This window comes from Bombella pollinis (assembly GCF_026385485.1).
GTDB lineage: Bacteria > Pseudomonadota > Alphaproteobacteria > Acetobacterales > Acetobacteraceae > Bombella > Bombella pollinis.
The window spans coordinates 138,358-161,558 of record NZ_JANIDX010000001.1; the positions used below are offsets into that span (position 1 = coordinate 138,358).

Annotated in this window: 21 protein-coding genes and 2 tRNA genes; 12 read left to right on the plus strand and 11 right to left on the minus strand. The window is 53.9% G+C overall.

Translation table 11 applies throughout. From position 1 onward, the window contains the following. Window positions 1-47 precede the first annotated feature (47 nt). Window positions 48-2,477: a mechanosensitive ion channel family protein gene (locus NQF89_RS00700; protein WP_266137270.1), complete on the plus strand. Its 2,430-nt coding sequence runs from the start codon at window positions 48-50 to the stop codon at window positions 2,475-2,477. A 64-nt stretch (window positions 2,478-2,541) separates the two neighbouring features. Here NQF89_RS00700 and NQF89_RS00705 read toward each other — a convergent pair whose 3' ends face one another. Further along, on the minus strand, window positions 2,542-2,709 hold the full coding sequence (locus tag NQF89_RS00705; RefSeq protein WP_099026690.1) for a YqaE/Pmp3 family membrane protein: 168 nt from the start codon (window positions 2,707-2,709) through the stop codon (window positions 2,542-2,544). A gap of 174 nt (window positions 2,710-2,883) precedes the next feature. Between NQF89_RS00705 and NQF89_RS00710 the strand changes: the two genes are divergently transcribed. The 6 genes from NQF89_RS00710 (at window position 2,884) to NQF89_RS00735 (ending at window position 7,647) form a co-directional block, all read left to right on the plus strand. Next, window positions 2,884-3,174, plus strand: coding sequence for a YciI family protein (locus tag NQF89_RS00710; RefSeq protein ID WP_266137271.1), 291 nt, complete (start codon window positions 2,884-2,886; stop codon window positions 3,172-3,174). A 10-nt stretch (window positions 3,175-3,184) separates the two neighbouring features. Continuing rightward, window positions 3,185-4,057 carry a 3-hydroxyacyl-CoA dehydrogenase family protein gene (locus NQF89_RS00715; protein ID WP_099026465.1) on the plus strand — a complete coding sequence of 291 codons (873 nt, stop codon included), beginning with the start codon at window positions 3,185-3,187 and terminating at the stop codon, window positions 4,055-4,057. Next, window positions 4,054-4,935, plus strand: coding sequence for a YncE family protein (locus tag NQF89_RS00720; protein ID WP_266137272.1), 882 nt, complete (start codon window positions 4,054-4,056; stop codon window positions 4,933-4,935). The genes NQF89_RS00715 and NQF89_RS00720 overlap by 4 nt, the downstream gene beginning before the upstream one ends. A 216-nt stretch (window positions 4,936-5,151) precedes the next feature. Beyond that, window positions 5,152-5,982, plus strand: a complete 831-nt coding sequence (locus tag NQF89_RS00725) for a MetQ/NlpA family ABC transporter substrate-binding protein (RefSeq protein WP_155572639.1) — start codon at window positions 5,152-5,154, stop codon at window positions 5,980-5,982. After that, window positions 5,979-7,016, plus strand: a complete 1,038-nt coding sequence (locus NQF89_RS00730) for a methionine ABC transporter ATP-binding protein (RefSeq protein WP_099026468.1) — start codon at window positions 5,979-5,981, stop codon at window positions 7,014-7,016. Before NQF89_RS00725 ends, NQF89_RS00730 begins: the two co-directional genes overlap by 4 nt. Continuing rightward, on the plus strand, window positions 6,997-7,647 hold the full coding sequence (locus NQF89_RS00735) for a methionine ABC transporter permease (RefSeq protein ID WP_099026469.1): 651 nt from the start codon (window positions 6,997-6,999) through the stop codon (window positions 7,645-7,647). Before NQF89_RS00730 ends, NQF89_RS00735 begins: the two co-directional genes overlap by 20 nt. A gap of 93 nt (window positions 7,648-7,740) precedes the next feature. On the opposite strand, the gene NQF89_RS00740 is transcribed toward NQF89_RS00735, so the two are convergent. The 9 genes from NQF89_RS00740 to gyrA form a co-directional block, all read right to left on the minus strand. Next, window positions 7,741-9,024 (minus strand): cystathionine gamma-synthase family protein, encoded by a 1,284-nt coding sequence (locus NQF89_RS00740; protein WP_155572637.1) that lies wholly within the window; start codon window positions 9,022-9,024, stop codon window positions 7,741-7,743. A gap of 141 nt (window positions 9,025-9,165) precedes the next feature. Then, window positions 9,166-9,750 (minus strand): cytochrome b, encoded by a 585-nt coding sequence (locus NQF89_RS00745; protein WP_196424743.1) that lies wholly within the window; start codon window positions 9,748-9,750, stop codon window positions 9,166-9,168. An 87-nt stretch (window positions 9,751-9,837) separates the two neighbouring features. Then, window positions 9,838-10,281 carry a pseudoazurin gene (locus NQF89_RS00750; protein ID WP_155572635.1) on the minus strand — a complete coding sequence of 148 codons (444 nt, stop codon included), beginning with the start codon at window positions 10,279-10,281 and terminating at the stop codon, window positions 9,838-9,840. Window positions 10,282-10,367: 86 nt separating this feature from the next. Further along, entirely contained in the window at window positions 10,368-12,608 is a 2,241-nt protein-coding gene (katG, locus tag NQF89_RS00755; protein ID WP_155572634.1) for a catalase/peroxidase HPI, read from the minus strand. A gap of 431 nt (window positions 12,609-13,039) precedes the next feature. Then, window positions 13,040-13,126: transfer RNA gene (locus NQF89_RS00760), tRNA-Leu, on the minus strand. 17 nt (window positions 13,127-13,143) lie between these two features. Continuing rightward, a tRNA-Lys gene (locus tag NQF89_RS00765) sits at window positions 13,144-13,219 on the minus strand. Window positions 13,220-13,363: 144 nt separating this feature from the next. Beyond that, complete coding sequence (locus tag NQF89_RS00770; protein WP_155579011.1) at window positions 13,364-13,843, minus strand: peptidylprolyl isomerase; 480 nt, start codon at window positions 13,841-13,843, stop codon at window positions 13,364-13,366. Window positions 13,844-13,964: 121 nt separating this feature from the next. Beyond that, window positions 13,965-14,477, minus strand: coding sequence for a pantetheine-phosphate adenylyltransferase (gene coaD / locus NQF89_RS00775; RefSeq protein ID WP_099026474.1), 513 nt, complete (start codon window positions 14,475-14,477; stop codon window positions 13,965-13,967). Then, window positions 14,458-17,214: a DNA gyrase subunit A gene (gene gyrA / locus NQF89_RS00780; RefSeq protein ID WP_407652339.1), complete on the minus strand. Its 2,757-nt coding sequence runs from the start codon at window positions 17,212-17,214 to the stop codon at window positions 14,458-14,460. The genes coaD and gyrA overlap by 20 nt, the downstream gene beginning before the upstream one ends. Window positions 17,215-17,385: 171 nt before the next feature. On the opposite strand from gyrA, the gene NQF89_RS00785 reads away from it, so the two are divergent. The 3 genes from NQF89_RS00785 to NQF89_RS00795 are packed head-to-tail and all read left to right on the plus strand — an operon-like array spanning window position 17,386 to window position 21,717. Further along, window positions 17,386-18,720: an anthranilate synthase component I family protein gene (locus NQF89_RS00785; RefSeq protein WP_266137274.1), complete on the plus strand. Its 1,335-nt coding sequence runs from the start codon at window positions 17,386-17,388 to the stop codon at window positions 18,718-18,720. Further along, entirely contained in the window at window positions 18,710-19,573 is an 864-nt protein-coding gene (locus NQF89_RS00790; protein ID WP_266137275.1) for an aminotransferase class IV, read from the plus strand. The genes NQF89_RS00785 and NQF89_RS00790 overlap by 11 nt, the downstream gene beginning before the upstream one ends. Continuing rightward, window positions 19,570-21,717, plus strand: a complete 2,148-nt coding sequence (locus tag NQF89_RS00795) for a S9 family peptidase (RefSeq protein WP_266137276.1) — start codon at window positions 19,570-19,572, stop codon at window positions 21,715-21,717. Before NQF89_RS00790 ends, NQF89_RS00795 begins: the two co-directional genes overlap by 4 nt. Window positions 21,718-21,743: 26 nt before the next feature. On the opposite strand, the gene NQF89_RS00800 is transcribed toward NQF89_RS00795, so the two are convergent. Next, on the minus strand, window positions 21,744-22,205 hold the full coding sequence (locus tag NQF89_RS00800) for a hypothetical protein (protein ID WP_266137277.1): 462 nt from the start codon (window positions 22,203-22,205) through the stop codon (window positions 21,744-21,746). 188 nt (window positions 22,206-22,393) lie between these two features. Here NQF89_RS00800 and ykgO point away from each other — a divergent pair, with 188 nt between their 5' ends. Together ykgO and NQF89_RS00810 are read left to right on the plus strand one after the other, a co-directional pair. Then, complete coding sequence (gene ykgO / locus NQF89_RS00805) at window positions 22,394-22,519, plus strand: type B 50S ribosomal protein L36 (RefSeq protein WP_099026480.1); 126 nt, start codon at window positions 22,394-22,396, stop codon at window positions 22,517-22,519. 26 nt (window positions 22,520-22,545) lie between these two features. Beyond that, entirely contained in the window at window positions 22,546-23,196 is a 651-nt protein-coding gene (locus tag NQF89_RS00810) for a tetratricopeptide repeat protein (RefSeq protein WP_155572629.1), read from the plus strand. Window positions 23,197-23,201: the final 5 nt, after the last annotated feature.

Below are 23,201 nucleotides of genomic sequence, written 5' to 3' on the forward strand. Positions count from 1 at the left end.
GCGATTCATTCGCTCTATCTTGTTCTCCTTTTGTGAGGCCCCTCTGAATGCTTAAACCTCTACAGCCCGTTGCGATGAGGCAAAAAGGCTTCCGCGCTATTATATCAACGCTTTTGCTAGCATGCTTTGCGGCCTTTGCGTTTGTTCGCCCTGCTTGTGCTGCCGATGCCCCTAGCAACACTGGGCTAAGTGATGCACAAGCCCGGCAGCTCATTTCTGTCCTAAGCAATGACTCTCAACGGCAGCAATTTTTAACGACCCTGCAAAACCTCGTTAAAGCGCAGCAAAATACAAAACATACCTCCCTGCTCACTATGGCACGGGATAATCTCACAGAGTTTGGGGAGCGTGCCCTCCAGCAACTCCATGTGCTGCATCAAAATATTATTGATTTTGGCGCGATTGGCCCTTGGCTAGGGGCCGTTCTGCATGATGCTGCCTTACAAAAAACAATTGCACATATTGCCCTGCGTGTTCTCATCATGCTGGCCGTAAGCTTTGTGCTGCTTTACAGCGTGCGCCTTGTTCTACGTCCCCTTCGCCGGCGCATTAACCGTATGGCTAAGGAGCATAATAAAAAGGTTTTCCAAAACGCTGCCCGTAAGCTCCGCAAAGCAAATGCTGACGCTGAAGGCCTTGCTCAACACGCCACAGATGAGGCTACCTCCGCAAAAACAACATCATCTCATGATGATGCTGAATCCGTACAAGCCACTTTAGAGGAAAGCCTGCGCCATCAAGGGGCCTTAACACAGCTTATGCTATGCCTACGCCGCGCTCCTTACGCGCTGGCATGGGCAGGGCTAGAGCTCCTCGCGATTGTCATGTTCCCTCTCGTCACTTTGTTGATGGGGGTCCTAGACCCTGCCCCTACCCCCCAAAGCGACCATGCTCTTTGGAGCATTACATGGTTAGTTGGCATTGGGTTGGGCCTATGGGTGATTCTCCTACGCATTTTCCTTGCGCCAGAAGCCCCATGGCTGCGGCTCAGCATCCTGCATGATAGGACAGCAAACTTCATCTTCCGCTATCTCCGCCATATTGGTTACATCATTGCGTGGGGGTTTGCGGCATTAGATGTCATCGCGACAATGAGCGTTCCTAGCCCTGTTCTCCACGGATTGCAAAAGCTGCTTATGCTGGTCGTCCATTTCCTCTTAGCGGTCATGATTATCCGCTCACGCGGAATTGTGCGCCGTGCTTGCCAACTTGTGGGAGCCAATAACCGCCATTTACAGTCCCTCATGTCTGTCATTGCTAAGGGATGGTGGATTGTCGCGCTCTTCTTTGACGGTGCGCTATGGCTCGTTTGGGCTGCCGATATTGCTGGGGGCTATCAGATCATCCTGCAATTATTCGTGCGGACTATTGTCGCGCTAGTCATTGTCCGCGTTGTAAGCATCCTCATCTATGGTGGATTAGAACGCTTCATGCGCGCTTTGAATGACTGGAACCTTAATGGGGAAACCCTAACGCGCATCCGCCGTTATTATCCGGCCGCTACAGCGATTATTCGCATCATTATGGCCGTTATCACCATCTTGGCCCTTGCAATTGCATGGGGGGCCCCTGTTTATCTGCTCATGGGGCAGAACACTCTTGGCCCGCGCATCTTCCAAGCTGCTCTCACCATTCTCGTGGCCCTGATTGTCGGTGTGGTTGCTTGGGAAGTAGCCAATGTGACGATTGAGCATCATATCCGCCGCCTTGATGCACAAGAGGGCCGCGATACCAAAATCCGCGTAGCACGGCTGCAAACATTAACGCCGATGTTCCGCATCCTCTTTCTCCTCATCTTGGCTGTTATTATTGGGCTGACGGTTCTCTCCCAATTAGGCATTGATACCGGGCCATTAATTGCCAGTGCGTCTATCTTCGGTGTGGCCTTGGGTTTTGGCTCTCAAAAGCTCGTCCAAGACTTCATTAGCGGGATCTTCTTGCTTTTAGAGAATGCCCTTACCGTTGGTGATGCTGTCACACTTAATGGGACATATGGGGTGATTGAGCGTCTCTCCCTGCGCTCGGTGCATGTACGAGCAAATGATGGGTCCATCAATATCTTCTCCTTTAGCTCACTCAGCCAAGTGACCAACTATAACCGCGACTTCTCCCGCGCTATGATTCTCGCAACTGTGGATATTGAAAGCGATACGGACCAAGTAGCGGCTATTCTGGTCGAAATTGGGAAGGAGATGCGTCATGAGGCCCCTTATAAAGACCTCATCCTCGCTGATTTCGACCTCTGGGGCGTCTCGGCCATCGGCACATCCTCTGTCTCGGTTAAGGGGGTTTATCCCACCACCAATGCAGGCCGTTGGACAGTGGAATGGGAGTTTAACCGCCGTATGAAGAAACGCTTTGAGGAGCATGGCATCCAATATCCCCGCGAGGTCGTGGATATTCAAGGTGCTGCGTTGGAGAGATTTATCACCAATGCTGCCCCTTCTGGGGAGACCCCCCAACCCCCACAACACTAGCCCATAAAAAAGCCCCCTGACCTTACAATCAGGGGGCTTTCTTTTTAACGGACGTTACCGCGTCTTAGCGATTTGTCTCATCATATTTCTGCAAAGCCAACACCGCCCAAATGGCCGCCGGAATCCAGCCCAAAATGGTGATTTGCAGGATAAGGCAAATAATCCCAGCAAAAGGGCGACCAATGGTAAAGAAGGTCAGCCAGGGGATGAAAAAGGCTATCAATGTACGAATCATAATTAGTCCTCCCTATCATAAAGGGCAGTAGCAAAAACAGCATTCCTCCCTTTTTGGAAGAACACCTTATCATCCTTAAAAAAAATACCAATATTATGAAAGTGTTATTCTCCTTCTCTATGAGGCTGCTAGATTAAATCGCCTCCATATACTCACCAAAGGACCTCTTCTATGATCATCGCTGAAGTTTCCTACCTCGCCTCACCTGAAGACATACAAGCCCAACGCCCTGCTCATCGCGCCTTCCTTGATACATTATATGACCGCCGCTTATTACTGGCCTCTGGGCCTAAAACCAGCAAGGATGGTGGCATCCTCATCATTCGCGATGGCATTAGCCTAGATGAGATTGAATCCCTCTTAGCGGAGGACCCTTTTGTGACCTCTGGCGTAGGGCAATATCGGTTTATTGAGTTCACAGCCGCCAAAACAGCCCCAGAGCTAAAAACACTAGCGCAATAAAGGGGCCGTCATGCTCGATACACTCTTAACAAAAGCCCGTAACAGGCCAGCCGTTGTTATTGGGGCAGGGACGATGGGCACGCGCATCGCCCTTATGCTCGCCACACAAGGGGGAGAAGTACGCCTTTTTGACCGCAGCGTGGAAGCCACCCAACGCGGACTTGCTTATATTCAACACACACTTCCACAGGTCATCCCTACCGTAAAAGGGGGGAAAGCCGGGCCTGTACATATCACCACCGCTCTGGACGATGCCTTAAAAGACGCATGGCTTGTGATTGAGGCCCTGCCGGAAAAATTGGACCTTAAAATAGATATTTTTGGCCAATTAGAGCAATACGCCCCCAAAGATGCCCTCCTTACAACGACCTCATCCTCCTTCCCCTCTCGTCACATTATTGGCCATGTGAAGGATACGCACCGCGTCTTTAACACGCATTTTATGATGCCACCGGATAAGCGCGCGGTGGAGATTATGTCCTGCGGGGCCACAGAGCCTAGCCTTATGGAAGGGCTAGCGGCTTACTTCACCCAGCTTGGCCTCTCACCTTATCTCCTAAAGAAAGAGAGCATGGGGTTTATCCAAAATCGTATTTGGGCGGCCATCAAACGCGAAGCTCTCTGCGTTGCGGCTGAAGGCATTACCGAGCCTGAAACGATCGACCGCATTTACCGCGAAACTATAGGAACCGCCCAAGGCCCCTTCCAGCTTATGGACCAAGTGGGGTTGGACATCGTTTTACAAATTGAGGAACATTACGCAGCGGTATTCCCTCATCTGCCAGAGGCCCCACGCCAGCTTCTCCGCGAAATGATTGCCGAAAACCGGCTCGGTATCAAAACAGGCCGCGGCTTCTATAGCTATGGTAAAGAAACATCATGACCCATCAGCCCCTTCTCTACACGTTAGAAACCGAACCCCCACGCATAACGATCCTCTCCCCCAAAGAAGGGCAGGTGCTCTCCCATATTGACCTCGGTTGGGGCACACCTGATGGCCTCTGGATTGATAAAGCCGAAGGCCGCCTTTATTGGACCAATATGGGCAAGGATTACGCCGCCGCTGATGGCACAATAAACACCGCCCGGTTAGATGGACGTGACCATAAAACCCTCATAGGCCACGGCCTTGTCGTAACACCCAAGCAGCTTACCTCCGCCCCGCATTGTGAGCATCTTTATTGGTGCGACCGAGAGGGGATGCGCATCATGCGCTGCCGCCGCGATGGTAGCAATTTGGAGGTTCTCCTCCAAAGAGGTACCTTCCCCACAGATATGACAGATTGCACCCTCCATTGCGTTGGGATCGCCCTCGATACACATCATAATTACCTCTATTGGACCCAAAAAGGCCCCCCAAAAGGAGGCACGGGCGGCATCTTCCGTATGGCATTAGAGCAGCCAGAGGGCATGGACCCCGCTCATCGTACAGATATAGACTGCCTCCTTTCGCATCTGCCTGAACCTATTGACCTGCATCTCTCCTCCGATGGCCGCATCTTATGGTGGACAGACCGAGGCGGCCCCCCGAATGGCAGCAGCTTGAATGTTGCCCATGTAGATAAGCAGGGCCTACACGACCATCGCATCATCGCCCGAGACCTAGGAGACGCCATCGGCCTCGCTATTGATGAAGCCAAAGGATGCGCTTTTGTCAGTAATTTAGAGGGTGCGCTTTACGAGATTAACCTCACCACAGCAAAGGCACGCCTCCTCACCCAACAAGGCCCCATGACGGGTCTCCATCTCTTAACGCCATAAGACGCACCCTTCCCTCAAAGGAGGATATTCATGAAGCTTTATATTCCTTTATCATTAACTGCTCATATGGTCATATCTTTATCTTGACAGAATAAAGCGACCAGCTAAAAACTCATCTCACACGCGCTATGATTGGTGTGCGTGTCCCTCTTTCCTTGTGGTGGAAACGTCTGTAATACAGTACCCATCCACTCCTAAATGTTGAAAGGTATGCCCATGTCCCGGTCCTTTTCTCTCCCCCGGCGTCGTTTTCTTAGCCTTTCAACAGGGCTAGCGGGGGCTGCGACTCTTGGCCTTCTCGGTTCTGCCGCAGCTCATGCGGAGGAGCGCACGCTCAAAATCGGTATCATGTCCGGTGAGGATGAAGATATTTGGCGCGTTGTGAGCCAAAATGCGGCACAGCGTGGCTTGAGCCTTAAAATCATCACCTTCTCCGATTATAACACCCCTAATGAGGCCCTCTCCGAGCATGAGGTGGATGCAAATGCCTTCCAGCACAAGCCGTTCCTTGATGCGCAAAAGAAGGCCCATGGGTATGACATCGTCCCTGTAGGGGATACTTACTTCCAGCCGATTGGCCTGTACTCCCATAAATGGCACAGCCCTGCGGACATCCCTAAGGGGGCCCGCATTGGCATCCCTAATGACCCCAGCAATGAGGGCCGTGCCCTGCATGTGTTAGAGACACTTGGCCTCATTAAGCTTCCCAGCAATACGGGGCTCTTCCCCACTGTGCTAGATATTGCCGAAAACCCGCGTGACCTCTCTATTGAGGAACTTGATGCTGGTGTTGTTGGCCGCTCCCTGCCGGATTTAGACGCCGCGGTTGTGAATATGGACTGGGCGCGTAAGGCTGGCATCCCGCAGACAGAGCGCATTGGGGTAGAAGGCTTGGCCAACAACCCTTATGTCAATTTCATCTCTGTGAATGGGAATGACGCTAATGCACCATGGGTTAAGCCCTTGGTGGAGAGCTATCATCAACCTAATGTCCGTCAGGTGATTTTGGACCTCTATCACGGTACGGTCACTCCTGCGTGGTCATGAGGCCTATCCTTGACATCCAGCATGTAACCCATGCTTTTGGCCACCATACCGCCCTGCATGATATTTCCTTCTCTATCAAGCAAGGAGAGGTTGTTGGGCTGATTGGTCGCTCCGGGGCGGGGAAATCCACCCTTTTGCGCTGCCTCTGCGCGTTAGAGCGACCACAGCAAGGCCATATCTTGCTCGATGGGGTGGACCTCACCACCCAAACCGAGCGGCAACTTGTCCGCGCGCGGCGCAAGATTGGCTTGGTCTTTCAGCATTTTAATTTGCTTACCTCGCGCACGGTGGCGGGTAATATTGCCCTCCCCCTCCAAATCGCGGGCCGCCCCCGTAAGGACCATGCCAAACGCATCGCCGAATTATTGGCCCTTGTCGGGTTGGAAGGCTTTGAGGATAAATACCCCTCCCAACTTTCTGGCGGGCAAAAGCAGCGTGTCGGCATTGCGCGTGCCCTCGCCGCAGAGCCAACATTGCTCCTTTGTGATGAGGCGACCTCCGCCCTAGACCCTGAATCCACAAACTCCATATTGGCCCTCTTGGCCGACATTAACCGCACACTTGGCCTGACGATTATCCTCATCACACATGAGATGGAGGTTGTCCGCCGCTTTGCCCAGCGGATTCTCGTTCTTGACCATGGCCGCCTCGTGGAAGATGGCTCCTTGCTCGACATCCTACGCGATGGGCAGGAGAACCAAACCTTACATAAATTGCTAGCCGATATTCGCCCTTCTCTCCCGGCCTTCATTGCTGAGAACCTCAGCCCCAGCCCCCTAACTGAGCCACATAAAACCATCATCCGGCTGGTTCTGAGTGGGGATAGTGCTACAACCCCGCTCTTTAGTATGCTTTACGCACACTATGCCGTTAAAGCGACCTTACTCCAAGGTGGGGTTACGACCATTAGCCAACGCCTTAGCGGCGATATAATCCTCAGCTTAGAGGGAGAACATATAGAGCAAGCCTTGGCCTTCCTCAAAACAGCGACACAAAGCATGGAGGTTTTGGGCTATGTCCCCTCTCATCCTTAAGCTGATTCTCCAATCCACAGAACAAACGCTGGAGATGGTCCTCGCCTCCACAGCGATTTCCGTCTTATTGGGGCTGCCTCTTGCTCTATTTATGATTGCTACAGGCCCGCGCGGGCTTTATCGCCTCCCTTTTGCAGCGCGTCTTATTGGTATGATTGTTGATGCTGTACGGGCTGTCCCTTTCATCATTTTGCTCGTCCTGCTCATCCCTGTTACCCGCTTTGTTGCAGGGACCTCCTTAGGGACCGAGGCCGCCATTGTCCCACTCTCCATTGCGGGGATTCCTTACTTCGCCCGTATTGCGGAGATGGCATTGCGGGAGGTTGATTCCGGCTTGATAGACGCCGTACGCGCTATGGGCGGGACACGTCTAACCATCATCCGCTCGGTCTTGATTGCAGAGGCCATGCCGAGCCTCGTCACCGGGGTGACGGTGACGCTCATCTCCATGGTGGGGGCCTCTGCTATGGCAGGTGTGATTGGGGCCGGTGGGCTAGGCGACTTGGCCATTCGCTACGGGTATCAACGTTTCAACACCACTGTGATGTTCGGTGTGGTGGTGGTCCTCATCATCATGGTCAGTGTGATGCAGATTCTCGGTAATGCGCTCGCTCGTTGGTTAAAGCACTAGCAAGCAACGCGCCTCCACTCCCATTTAAAAAGCCCGTCTCCATAATGGAGACGGGCTTTTCTTTTCTACACTGTACCTTAACGCCACACCCTCTCAGGCAACATTAAGAGCTTGCTCAACATCCACCAGCAGGTCATCAACATGCTCCACACCGATGGAGAGACGCACGGTGGACGATGTCACCCCGATGCGCTCGCGCACCTCTTTCGGCACGCCAGAATGGGTCATGGTAGCGGGATGGCTCGCTAAAGATTCTGTTCCGCCAAGACTGACAGCCAGCTTCATAATCTTCAACGCATTGAGGAAGCGGAAGGCCGCAGCCTCACCGCCCTCAATATCAAACGAGAAAGTTGATCCCGCACCGCTGCATTGGCGGGCATAAAGCTGCCCCTCAGCTGAGGAAGCCTCATAAAAAGGCGGGAAGTGCACCTTCTGCACCTTAGGATGATGGTTTAAGAATGTCGCCACACGCTCCGCATTCTTCGTGGCCCGCTCCATCCGCAAGCTCAATGTCTCCAAAGAACGGCCAAGCATCCAGCAGCTATGCGGGTCCAAATGCGTCCCAATCGCCCCGCGTAATTGACGCAGCGGGCGGGTCATCGCCTCACTACCCAGCACAGCCCCTGCCACAAGGTCGGAATGACCACCCACATATTTTGTCAGAGAATAGAGCGACAAATCTGCCCCATGCTTCAACGGATGCTGATAAAGCGGGCCGAGGAGCGTATTATCACACGCAATGACAGGCCGCTTTCCCTGCTTCGCCTCAATCTCTTCTGCAATGTGACGAATCAGCTTTAAATCCACCAGACCATTTGTTGGATTCGCAGGCGTCTCGACCAGAATCATCGCTACATGGCCCTCTGCCATGGCTTGCTCTGCCGCCTTCCGCATTAAGCCAGCATCAACACCATTGCTGCCTAACCCTACGGACTTCATCCCTAGAGAGGCCATAGTTTTGGTCAATAAAGTTTCCGTCCCACCATAAAGCGGCTGGGAGTGGAGAATCACCTCCCCCGGACGCACATACGCCAATAAGGTGGTCGCAATCGCGGACATGCCAGAGGAGAATAATACGCCCCGCTCTGCCTCCTCATAAACCGCCAAGCGGTCCTCTACAATCTCGCTATTGGGATGGTTAAAGCGGGAATAAACCAACCCCTGCCCTTTGCCCTCCGGTGGCTCTTTACGACCAGAGACGTAATCAAAAAAATCACGCCCATCTTCCGCCGTGGGGAACACAAAGGTGGAGGTTAAAAATACCGGCGGCTTTACCGCTCCTTCTGAAAGAGCTGGGTCATACCCGTAATTCAGCATCTCCGTCTCAGGATGCAGCTTATGGTTGCCGATATGGGTTTTTTTATGATCTGACGCCATTGCGCTCTTCCTTCAGCGGGCTTTCACTAGCAGGATATATAGCTTGCTTTATATCCTACCTATCACGCTGAGTGATACCATATTCTCCAAAGAAAAACACCCTCACTCCCAATCGAGTAAGGGTGTTCCAGCAAGAACCATTCAGCGGTCAGAACGATGACCCGGCACCATACGCTCTACAATATGGTCCTTCTTAATAAACCGATGATACAACGCTGCCAGCACATGCAATGCAATAAACCCAGCAAATATCCACCCAAGCCACTGATGCAGCCCTGGCATCATCTCTGCAAGGGAGCCACTATCCATCACACTCTGCGGCAGGGGAATTAATGGCCAAGCCACAAGACCAAACAATACAAGCGGCATCGCCATGGCAGAGACCATCAACCAACCTGTTGCAGGTAGGAGAATTTGAAAAAGATATAAAATCCCCTCAACGCTGCCCGCCATTACACGTTGAATACCAGACATACCTTGCGGAAGTGGTGGGGCTTTATGCGTCAACCGCCATATAATCCGCACTGCAATTAGCAGCATCGTTATAATACCAACCGATTTATGCAGCTGATGTAACGCAACTGGATCACTCACAGAGGCATGATCCATATATAAACCAAGGGCTATCAAAAAAAAGATTAGCAGGGCAATCACCCAATGCAACAGCATTGCCACACCGTCATAACGTGCCGGTTGCTCGCCCTGTAATTCCACCTTCGCCGACATGGCTTTCTCCATAGGTTGTATATAAAAAAGCGGCCTTTTCCTGAAAAGATCAGGAATAAGGCCGGCATTGTTATAAACAATTTTTACTTACTTGCTAGCGTTATCCACTTGCTGGAAAAGCTGCTCAAAACGGTCTTTCGCCTTGCCATACATCGGGGCTTTACGCGCTTGGGCCTCGTTATTAGCATTATCCACCACAACAAGCCCAACCATGCCAAAAGAATAATGCGGTAGACATTTATAACCATACACGCCCGGTGTCGTGAACTTAATTGTCCGCTCTTGGCTAAAGGGCACGCTAAAGGACTGCGCTCCCTCAGGGATCATCCCCGGGATGGACTGCACATTATGCCCTCTATCGGTAGGGATAAAACGCACGCTATCACCAGAATGAATACGCACAACCCCCGGCTCGAAAGCATAAGCACCATCGCTGCCATGGGTCAGCATTTTAACATCGACTGTCGCCGCTGTGGCGGACAGGGCTGTTGCCATAAACAGGGCCAAAGCCCCACCTGCAAACTTAAACATACTATCCTCCACTTCTTAACAAACCGCCGGGGAAAGACCCCGGCGGAATGCTTTATCTACTCTTTCTTTGACAGAGAGAGCAAAGCTTAACGCTGAAGGTCAAAACGGTCCAGGTTCATCACCTTTGTCCATGCCTTCACAAAGTCGTTATAGAACTTCGCTTTAGCATCGTCAGAAGCATAAACCTCAGCCGCAGCGCGCAGCTCTGGGTTCGCACCGAAGACCAAGTCCACATCCGTGGCTGTCCACAGTTTCTGCCCTGTTGCGCGGTCAAAGCCCTCATAGAGGTCTTCCTGACCAGCAACCTTTTGCCAGCGTGTATCCATCGTCAACACGTTGGTGAAGAAGTCTTGCGTCAAGACACCGGGGGTCTTTGTCAGCACACCATTGGCGGAATGGCCAGAGTTGATGTCCAGAGTACGCAGACCACCAAGCAGGACTGTCATCTCAGGGATGGTCAGACCCAGCGTGTCAGCCTTATCTACCATTGCGTTAAGCGGCGGGGTGTTATCGGCATCTGCACGATAGTAGTTACGGAAGGCATCAGCTGTCGGCTCCAACAGGTTGAAGGAGTTAACATCTGTCTGCTCTTGCGTAGCATCACCACGACCCGGTGCGAACGGCACCTGAATCTTCACGCCAGCTTTTTGAGCTGCATCCTCGATACCAACGCTACCGCCGAGAACGATGACGTCAGCCAGAGCAACCTTGCGAACGCTGTGAGCGTTAAACTTATCACGCACCTGTTCCAGCTTCGGCAGAACAGCCTTCAGCTCCTCAGGATCATTCACAGCCCAGCCATTTTGCGGCATCAGAGCCAGACGGCCACCGTTAGCACCACCCCGGTGATCGGTCACGCGATGAGAAGACGCAGCTGCCCATGCTGTTTTGATCAGCTCACGGTCAGACAGACCTGTTGCCGCAATCAGCTTACGCAGCTCACGAACATCAGCCTGATTGATCGGCTTAGCTGGCATGTTGATGGGATCCTGCCAGACGAAGGTCTCTTTCGGAACTTCGCTACCGAAGTAACGGCTCTTCGGCCCCATGTCACGCACAACCAGCTTGAACCATGCACGAGCAAAAGCATCAGCGAATTCATTCGGATGCTCAGCCCAACGGGCAAGAATCTTGTGGTAAACCGGATCCGTCTTCAGCGCGATGTCCGTTGTGAACATCATGATCGGACGCATCTTGGAAGGATCGTTCGGGTTTGCCGGGTCTGGAGCGATCTTGTCGTCCGTCTTGGTGTGCCACTGATGCGCACCAGTCGGGCTTGTCCCCAACACCCAGTCATTGTTCAACAGGTTGTCAATGTACTGTGTGGTGAAGTGGATCGGATCAGCAGACCAAGAGCCTTCCAGACCACTGGTGGAGGCATCATCAGCGGTCTGTGTGCCCTTAATGCAATGGTCAGCCCAACCAAGACCCTGATGCTCCACACCGTTAGCAACCGGCGGGCCGCTCAAGCAGGAGTTCGGATGCGCACCATGTGCCTTACCAAAGGTATGACCACCAGCGATAAGAGCCACAGTCTCTTCGTCATTCATCGCCATACGACCGAAGGCCAGACGAATCATCGCAGCGGACTTCACAGGGTCAGGATCGCCGTTCGGCCCCTCTGGGTTCACATAGATAAGGCCCATGTGCGTAGCAGCCAGCGGGTGCTTCAGAGTACCGTTCTGCCCAACCTGGAAGGAGCTCTTATTGGGGAAGAATGTGGTGCCCGGACCCCAATAAATCAGCTCGGACTGCCAGTCATCAGGACGACCACCAACAAAGCCGAGGGTCTTAAAGCCCATCTGGTTCAGCGCGACATCACCTGTCAGGACGATAAGGTCACCCCAGGAGAGCTTCTCGCCATATTTCTTCTTAACAGGCCACAGCAGACGCTTTGCTTTATCCAAGCTAGCGTTATCGGGCCAGTCATTCAACTGAGCAAAACGCTGTTGTGCGCCTTCCTCACCACCACGACCATCAATAGCACGGTATGTACCAGCATTATGCCATGCCATACGGATGAAGAACGGCCCGTAATTGCCATAGTCCGCCGGCCACCAAGGCTGGGACGTCAGCATAACCTTCTCGATATCCTTACGGACTTCTTGAAGATTCAGCTGCTCGAACTTCTTGTGGTAGCTCGTATAATAATCTGCACCATATGGGTCAGACTCTGAATCATGGGCACGCAGCTTGGCCAGATTCATGCCCTTCGGCCAGTAATACTGGTTCGGAGAGGGCACATCAGCAGCCATAGCAACCGATGCGAAAGAGGTCAGTGTCGTGCTGGCAATCAGCAGAGCTGCCCCAAATTGTTTCAATTTCATCCTGATAATTTCCCTATTCGTGGATGAGGACTCGTTAGAGTGCGTAACAGTGGCAAGCTAGACGCTGCACGGCGTATGCCTCGCTGTCACACATCGCAGAGTTATATTATCGGGATGCAGGAAGGCAAGTAAATCGTTATTTTTAATAACTCTTATAAACCAATTCTTTCCGGGCCTGGTTTCCCTTCTAAGAGAAAGTAAAATTTTTTACAAGACAAAACAGCACAAAAAAACTCCGATAACCTAACAGTCGGAGAAAATTGCCCTCTTAATAGGGGATTTGCATTGCACTATAAGCTCAAAATACCACCAAGTAAGACATCTTGTTGCAATAAACTCGCAACACCTCTTAAATAAAGCACTCTAAACTGTGATGGTGTGAACTTTAAGAATCATACCTCATCAAAGAGCGATCATCTCTTCGAGAGAATTGGTGCCCAGAAGAAGACTCGAACTTCCACGTCCTTGCGGACACAGGCACCTGAAGCCTGCGCGTCTACCAATTCCGCCATCTGGGCATACTCTTTTGAGAGTATGGTGAACCGGCTGGGACTCGAACCCAGGACCATTCGATTAAAAGTCGAATGCTCTACCAACTGAGCTACCGGTTCACTTGAAGAGGCTATCTACCCGCTCCCCTAAGGAGCGTCAACCCCACATAGCGGAGAAACCCGCCATGATGATGATTTTCTTCCCCCTCTCTACGCCTCTCGCGCTCTTTAAGAGGGAAGAAAACCTTTTACAAAGCCAGTATCTTACTTCTCGACATAAGCCTTAATGATGTGGTCCGGATTCTGCACCATGCCAGAGGCACCAGCCCCACGTTTGACCTTATCGACAGCCTCCATCCCCTCAATGACCTGACCAACAATCGTATATTGGCCATCCAAAGACGGAACGCGATCAAACATGATGAAGAACTGGCTGTTAGCGGAGTTCGGGTCCATAGTACGGGCCATGCCCACTGTCCCACGGTCGAACACGGCCGTTTGGCTAAACTCTGCTGGCAGGTCGGGATAGCTGCTACCGCCTGTCCCCGTCCCTGTGGGGTCGCCTGTCTGCGCCATGAAGCCTTCAATCACACGGTGGAACTTCACACCATTATAAAAGCCCTCATTCGCCAAGGTCTCCAAACGCTCCACCGCTTTAGGGGCGAGGTCTGGACGCAGCGCGATAACAACCTTGCCGTCCTTTAATTCCAAAACCAATTTATGCCCGCTTGTTGTCTCTGTCATGGTTGTACCCTCTCCTAAATTATCACTATCAGCCTGCTCACTAGCCCAAGCTTGTGCCAAGCTTCCGCCAGCCGCGCATAAGGCTGTTAAAGCGGTGACGAAATGCCGCCGTTTCATCTCATTATCCTCCTGCTAATTTACCCCGCAAGTGACGAGCTGTCCTGTCACTGACAAAGGGGGAAATATCCCCCCCTAGGCGGGCAATCTCCTTCACAATCCGGCTTGCGGTTGTACGGTGATTCTCTGAGGCCAGCAAAAAGACCGTCTCAATCTCCGGGGCTAAACGCCGTAACGCACCAGAGAGCTGAGTCTCAAAGTCAAAATCCCCCGCAGAGCGCAACCCACGGATAACCGTCCCCGCCCCAGCTTGCCTAACTGCATCGACTAAGAGCGTATCAAAGCCTGTAACAGAGATGCGATCCCGGTGCGGTAGGCTAGCAATCTCTTGCTCTACAAGGCCGCGCCGCTCCTCAAAGCCTAAAAGCGGGGCCTTAGCATCGTTAATTGCCACACCAACCACAACATGATCGAACAACACCGCCGCCCGGTCAATCACATCCAGATGCCCAAATGTGATAGGGTCAAACGTACCGGGGTAGAAACCGATGCGCGGGTTAGTCATCCGTTTTATCATCCGTAGCGGCTTCAGCTGTTTCGGCCTCACCTTCGGCAGAAGATTCAGCCTCCTCAGTCTCCTCCTCCATCACGGGGAATACGCTGATGATGCGCTCATCCCCATCGACACGGAAGAGCGTTACCCCCCCTGCCTGACGGGACATCACGCGCACTTGCTCCACTGGCAGACGGATAAGGCGGCCTGTATCGGTCACCATCATCACATCTGTACCATCTAGCGTTACAAGCGTGCCGACCACCTCGCGACCGCGGCGCGCATTGGAGAAGGTCATGTTATTAATGCCCTGCCCCCCACGGCCGGAGACGCGATAATCATACGCGGAGGACCGCCGCCCAAAGCCTGTATCTGTCACAGTGAGAAGGATTTGCTCCTGCGCCTCAAGCGCGGCATAGCGTTCCTCACTCAGTGGGCTATCAGCGAGAATCCCCTCTAGCCCTTCTTCATCAGAGGCGACATCGCTGCTCTCATCAATATCCTCCTCAAGGGTCTCATCCCCCGCCTGAGCGGCAAGGACGCGGCGATGTGCATTTGCGGCGCGGAGATAAGCAGCACGCTCCTCCACGCTTGCCTCAACGTGATTCAATACGGCCAGAGAGACCACCTTATCCCCATCAGCGAGGCGAATACCCCGCACACCGGTGCTGCCACGCCCTGCAAAAACACGCAGCACATCATCGGTGATATGGAAGCGAATCGCACGTGCATTACGCGTGGCAAGAAAGACATCCTGCCCCTCCCGGCATGTTGCCACGCCAATGAGCTGGTCATTTTCATCCAGCTTCATCGCGATAAGGCCAGAGGAACGAATATTGCGGAAGTCACTTAACCGGTTACGCCGCACATTCCCGCTTGCTGTGGCAAAGACGAGATGCAAATCATCCCACAGCTCCTCATCTTGCGGCAACGGCAGCACGGCAGTGATAGTATCCTCGCCCAATTCCGGCAGCAGATTCACCAAAGCGCGGCCTTTGGCGGTTGGGGCTGCCTCTGGCAAATGCCAGACCTTCATCCGATACGCCTTCCCGCCAGAGGAGAAGAACAACACCCATTGATGAGTATGGGCATTAAAGCTGCGGATGACGATATCATCACCACGCCGCCCTGCTGCCGTGCGCCCCCGCCCACCGCGATTCTGCGAACGGAATAAATCAAGCGGGGTCCGCTTAATAAAGCCATCGCGCGTGATGGTCACAACCATCTGGCCCGGCTCAATCAGGCTCTCATCGGACTGATCACCCAGCGCATCGGAGATTTCCGTACAACGCGGGTCTGCCAGAGCAGCGCGTGCGGCCTGAAGTTCCTCCCGCATGACTTCCATACGGCGGACATGGCTGCCGATAATCCCCAACAATTCCGTAATGCGCTGGCTGACCTCTGCCAACTCACCCTGAATCTTCTCCCGCTCAAGCCCTGTTAAGCGTTGGAGACGCAACTCCAAAATACCGCGCGCCTGTGCCTCGGTAAGATGGACGCGGCCATCAATAATCACATTGCCTTCATCATGGATCAATTCCAGCAGCGGCTCTACATCCGCAGCGGGCCATGTACGCGTCATGAGCTGCTCACGCGCTGTAGCGGCATCTGGTGCGGAGCGGATGAGGGCAATGACCTCATCAATATTCGCCACAGCCAGCACCAGACCAACGAGCAAATGCCCACGGTCGCGCGCTTTATTCAAATCGAACCGCGCCCGGCGGAGAATCACATCCTCACGGAAGCGAATAAACGCATCCAACACATCGCGCAGCCCCATCGTACGGGGGCGGCCTTCATCCAGAGCCAGCATATTCACGCTAAAACTCGTCTGAAGCTGCGTAAAGCGATAAAGCTGATTCAACACCACTTCCGGCGTAGCATCACGCTTTAGCTCAATCACCACCCGCATACCGGAGCGATCACTCTCATCGCGGATGTCGGAAATGCCTTCAATATCCTTAGAGCGGACAAGGTCGGCAATCTTCTCCTGCAACGTCGCTTTATTGACCTGATAAGGAATCTCCGTCACCACAATGGCAAAACGGTCTTTACGGATTTCCTCAATCTCAGCACGGGCACGCACAGGGATGGAGCCACGGCCTGTCTCATAAGCCTGCCGGATACCCCGGCGGCCCATAATAATTCCCCCCGTTGGGAAGTCCGGCCCCGGGACAATCTGCATGAGGTCTTCAAGCGTCATATCCGGGTTAGCAATAAGGGCTAGGACAGCATCAATCACCTCGCCCGGATTATGGGGTGGGATGTTCGTAGCCATACCCACCGCAATACCGGACGCCCCATTAACTAAAAGATTCGGGAAGGCAGCCGGAAGAACCTGCGGCTCTTGCTCGCTCTCATCATAATTAGGCTGGAAGGCAACCGTATCGCGGTCAATATCATCCAGCAGGAAAGAGGCTGATTTTGCTAAGCGGGCCTCGGTATAGCGCATAGCCGCAGGGCTATCCCCATCGACAGAGCCAAAATTACCCTGCCCATCCACAAGCCGCACACGCATGGACCATGATTGCGCCATGCGGACCATAGCATCATAAATGGAGCTATCACCATGAGGGTGATATTTACCCATCACGTCACCGACCGCGCGGGCCGATTTACGATAAGGCTTATCCGCCGTAAAGCCGCTCTCTCGCATAGCGTACAAAATACGGCGATGCACAGGCTTCAGCCCATCGCGCACATCTGGCAAAGCGCGGGAGACGATCACCGACATCGCATAAGCCAGGTAAGAGGAGCGCATTTCCTCCTCAATCGTTACTGGGAGACGGTCGGAGGGTAAAATATCGTGCGGCTCGCTCAAGACAAATCAACCTATTTTCTATAAATGGTTAGGGTCCCTAGCATAGCCTATTCTACCGAGAGTTCCTAGTTTGTTCCGTCCATCCTCTTTTATCGCGCTCTTTTTACCCTTATGAGCCACCCTGCTGCCCCCTTTATCACACCCCTCCCATGGCAGCCGCCTGCGGCATTTTTCCCCCTCTGCCGCACGACAGAACATTCCGTTTTTCTCGATAGTGGCGGCCCTGCCACACAAGACCGCCATCGTTGGAGCTTGCTTTGCCCCCGCCCGGTGGCTCATCTCACCCTGCCTTTGGCAGAGATACACCAGTTTCCCCAAACATTACGCCAGTTCCTCACCACTCATGCCCCCGCTACACCGTTAGAGCCTATGGATGACGCTCTGCCCTTTCTGGGTGGGGTGATTGGTATGCTCAGCTATGAGGCGGGTATGCGCTATGCAGGTCTAACCTCCCGCCATCAAACAGAATGCCCCGCCTTAACAGCCCTTGCCTGCCGGGATTTCTTCCTCTTTGACCGGCGCGCACAAAAATTATGGTGGGTCAGCGCGGAGGGGCTCCCTCCCCCCGCTATGCCCACCCCAACGCATAAACCCGCCCTAACGCCACATCTCACCCCTCATGCCACGCAAAATGCCTCACACTGGCAAGAGGCTGTACAAACTATGCGGCGTTACATCGCAGCCGGCGATATCTTCCAAGCGAACCTCACTATGCGCTGGCATGCTGACCGCCCCGCAGGGTTGGACCTCCCACTTTTATATGAGCAACTCCGCACCCAGTGCCCTGCCCCCTTTGGGGCGTGGTTTCATACACCGGATTTTACGCTGCTCAGTGCCTCAGTTGAGCGGTTTATCGCCCTTGATGCCGAGGGCATGATTGAGACACGGCCCATTAAAGGCACCTGCCCCATCAGCCCAGACCCACAACAGAATGACGCTTTCAAAGAGGCTCTCCGCCATGATGAGAAAGAGCGGGCGGAAAACCTCATGATTACCGACCTGATGCGCCATGATATTGGGCAAGTCTGCCAGCTTGGCAGCGTCACCGTGCCGCAGCTTTTTGCAGTCGAGGCATTTGCCCATGTGCATCATCTTGTCTCTAGCGTGCAAGGGCGGCTCAGACCGGGGTTAGATGCAGCGGACCTCCTCGCCGCCACAATACCGCCCGGCTCCGTCACCGGGGCCCCAAAATATCGGGCTATGGAGATTATTGATGAGGTCGAGACCTCCGCACGCGGGGCCTATTGTGGGACGCTTTTCCGCCTCGGATGGGATGGCACGCTTGATAGTGCCGTTATCATCCGCAGTATCAGCGTAACAGCCAAGACCCTTGCCATCGGGGCTGGTGGGGGCATCACATATCCCTCCCACCCAGAGCGCGAATATGAGGAAATGTGCCTCAAAGCCGCGCCTCTTTTAAAGGTGCTTCGCCATTATGGCTCATAAGGTCATCCCCCCTTATCTCTGGCTGAATGACACGCTCCACCCAGCGGACCAACCGGCCATTATGGCCCAAGACAGAGGCTACCTCCTCGGTGATGGGCTCTTTGAGACCATGCAGCTTTATAATCACCGCGTGCCTTTACTAGAGGCTCACCTCACCCGGCTAGAAGAAGGCTGCCACCTATTGCACATCCCCACACCTCAGCGCACTCTTATTGAGAGGGCACTCCACCAACTTATAGAGGCCAACCACCTCACTCATGGCTCTGTGCGCTTGACGCTCACACGCGGCCCCGGCCCGCGGGGCTTAGCCCCACCAGCTCACCCAAACCCGACCTTGCTCATCACAACCGCCCCACCACTGCAACACCCACCCCAGCCTATCCGCCTGCATATCAGCACGCAGCGGCGGGACCCTCACTCTATGTTGAATCGGGTGAAATCACTCAATGCATTACCGGCCATCCTCGCCCGTTTAGAAGCCCAAGACCATGGGGCAGATGATGCGCTTTGGCTCACCCATGAAGGCTCCATTACCGAAGCCACTGCGGCAAGCTTCCTAGCTTTGATAGACGGACGATTAGTAACACCCCCCCTCTCCACCGGCATTCTCCCTGGTATTACGCGCGCACGATTGCTCGCCGCTGGGATATGTGAAGAGCAACTTTTGAGCAACAATGACATTCCCCTTCTACAAGGGGCATGGCTGGCCACGGCCCTTAACCTCACCCCGATTGCCGCGATTGGGGGACATGCACTGCCACCTCAGCCAGAGCGCAGCGCAGAGTTACGGCGCATCCTCTATGACCATCCCATCTTGAATCCCCCCACCCAAACAGCCACATCTGCCTCATGACTGCACATACACATACCCCCGCTCCCACCGCCACGCCCAAGGCCCCCATCGCCCGGCGCAACCCCATCGTGCTGGAACAGCTTGGCCGCACCCGCACGGATTCCTACGCGTGGATGAAAGATGAAAACTGGCAGAAGGTCTTAAGAGACCCTTCCATTCTACGCGATGATATCCGCACCCATTTAGAGCACGAAAACGCCTATACAAAGGCCATGCTGGCCGAGACCGTCCCCTTACAAGAGGCCCTCTTTAAAGAGATGGTCGGCCGGATTCCTCCTGCTGAAGAATCCGTCCCGCTCCCCTCTGGCCCGTGGCTATATAGCTTACGTTTTGAGAAAGACGCCCAATATCCCCTCCATATCCGCCGCCCCCGCAAAGCTGGCACTAACGAGGCCGATGGGCCGGAAGAGATTCTACTTGATGTCAACAAGCTTGCCGCTCAACATAGCTTCTACAGCCTCGCCCAAGCTGCCCATACCGAAGACCACCGCTATTACGTCTATGCTGAGGATGTGCAAGGCTCAGAGGTCTATCGCATTCAGGTCAAAGACCTCTCCACAGGGACACTCTGCGCCCCGGCGGTGGAGAGCTGTACCGGCAGCTTCACCCTTTCGCCGGATAGCCAATATCTCTTTTGGATTTACCGCGATGATAATGGCCGCCCCTCCCGTATTTATCGCCGCCCCCTGCGTGGGGGGGATGACACGCTCATCTTTGATGAGACCGACCCCGGTTTCTTCCTCAGCATTGGGGTGAGTGCCTCCCGCGCATGGATTATCATCGAGCGCGGGGACCATGATACGAATGAGACCCTCCTCATCCCCGCAGCAGAGCCAACAGCCCCTCCAAAATTAGCCGCCCCCCTCGTGCGGGGAGAACGCTATAGCCTCACCCATTGGAATGACCGTTTTATCATCCTCACCAATGCAGGGGGAGCGGTTGATTTCAAGCTCATGACCGCACCAGAAGCCACGCCAGACCGGAGCCATTGGCGGAACTTCCTCCCTTATGAGGAAGGCCATTTCCTCCTCGGTGTTAGTACAGGGCGCGAGCATCTCGCTTGGATAGAACGGCGCAATGGCAATACGGAAATCTTCATCCTTGACCATAAGGATGCTGATAAAGGGGCGATTCGCACCCATGCACGCCGTATCAGCATGGATGAGCCAGCCTATACGCTCAGCCTCCTCGGGGTGTTGGAATATGACGTGCCCATTCTGCGTTATATTTACCAATCCCCCACCACACCGGCCCATTGGTATGATTACGATATGCAGACGGGGCAAAAGACCCTCCGCAAAGTGCGGGAGGTCCCCTCCGGGCATGACCCTGCCGCTTATGAGACACGCCGCCTTTTTGCTAAAGCACAAGATGGCGCATTGGTCCCCATCACCCTCTTGATGAAAAAAGGCACGGAGCTAAATGGGAAGAACCCCATGTTGCTCTATGGCTATGGCTCTTATGGTATCTCTATGGAGGCCAGCTTCTCCACCACTGCGCTAAGCTTGGTGGATCGTGGAGTCATTTACGCTATAGCCCATGTGCGTGGTGGCAGTGAGAAAGGATGGGGGTGGTTCCTAGACGGGCGAGCCACCAAAAAGACCAACAGCTTTACCGACTTCATCAGCTCTGCTCATTATTTGATTGATGAAGGCTATACCGCACCACGCCGCATTGTCGCCCATGGGGGCTCTGCTGGGGGGCTGCTTATGGGGGCGATTGCCAATATGGCCCCAGAGCTTTTTGCCGGGATTGCGGCCCAAGTGCCCTTTGTGGATATGCTCAACACAATGTCGGACATCTCCCTCCCCCTCACCCCGCCGGAATGGCCAGAATGGGGTAATCCTCTCACCGACCCAGAGGCTTACGATCTCATCGCCAGCTATTCCCCTTACGATAACATCCGGCCCGTCCCCTATCCGGCGATTCTGGCGATGGGGGGTTTATCTGACCCACGCGTCACCTATTGGGAGCCAGCAAAATGGATTGCCCGTTTGCGAGAGGAAGCCAAGGGCGGGCCTTTCCTCTGTCATATCAATATGGAGGCAGGCCATGGCGGTTCCTCCGGGCGGTTTGCACGTTTGAAGGAAGTCGCCCTCGTGCAAGCCTTCGCACTATGGAGCCTCCAACGCGCTAACGCATAACCCCTCCATTAAAGCGGGGGAGAGCCTTATTGGAGGTCATCCCCCTCGCTATCCATATCCATCTCTGCAAGCTGGGAGCAAATCTTACCTAGCCGGGAATCACCCTGCCCCACGCCCTCCCCGCAAGCTGTGCGCGCATCTTTACCGCAGCTTTTAATCACGCTCTCCATGTCCGATTCCAAAACATCGCGGACAAGCCCAACGTCAAAGCTACGTTGTGCGGTTTCCTCAACATCAAGCTGCTTTTGCACCTTTCGCATCTCATGCAGATTATTCACACAAACTGTGCTGACGACACGCGTATGGTCGCGCAAAACGGCGAGGATGTTATTCACGACCACGCCTTTTTCATTCACTGCGGGGTCATCATCATCCGTGCGGGCAGAGCCATCAGCCCATGCCACCCCCATTGAACTCATAAAAACAAGGCTCAAAAGCCCCCCTAAAAGGCGGGACCGGCGGGACGAGAAGAAAGAAAACTGGCTCATTCCCCTACCATAATCCGAAAAACATGAAGGGGAAATGGGGCTTTTGCACGACATCACCTTGACTCACCCCTCCATTACAGGTTATGCGGTCGCCAAGTTTCGCGGGCGTGTTAGCCCTGCATTATGAGAGCCACTACCTTACAACAAGGTAGAAAAGGCCCATCTTTTGGTCGGGGAGCCTGAACATTATGAAGATTCGTAATAGCCTGAAATCCGCTAAGATTCGTGATAAAAACTGCCGCGTTGTTCGCCGCCGTGGCCGCGTTTATGTCATCAATAAACAAAACCCACGTATGAAGGCTCGTCAGGGCTGAGTAACGGATTTATGGGGACGCACCGCTTGATGTGCTGCGTACTTCATGCTCTGCCCCCTTATGAGAGGGGGAAGCCTCTTGCCTTCTGGCTGGGGGCTTTTTTTTACCTTACAGCTACCCCGCTCGCCTATGCAGCAGCCCCGACTCATCCCACGTCTGCTGCCTCTGCCCCCCCTAAGGCTCATAGCCTCAGCTTAAAAGAGAAAATCACCCAAACCGAACAGGCTCTCGCCACAGAGCAAGACGATCAAAAAGCCCAAGCCTTGATGAAAAAGGCCGAAACATTACGCCTCTATACCGTGCAAAATAGTGGCCGTTTACTGCTGAGCGAAGCGCAAGAGGCCATCCAAAAAGGCCATACGGATGAGGCTGAACGCGCCCTCTCTGCCGCTTTGACCCTTCAGCCGGATAATGCCTTTCTCCGCCGCCAACGCGCAGCGATTCGCTTTATCGGCAATGACCTTACCGGCACGGTAGAGGACCTCCAAGTCGCCCTTGTGCATGACCCCGGTGATGCTCAAAGCTGGGATTTGCTCGCCCGCACGCAAGAGCATCTCCATCACCCTCATCAGGCCCTCCATGCTTATACGGAGGCCCTCACCCATGCCCCGCTCCTCCCCAATGGGCAAAAACGCTACCAACAGCTAGAGCAACGCGCAAACGGCACACCGGATTAACCATC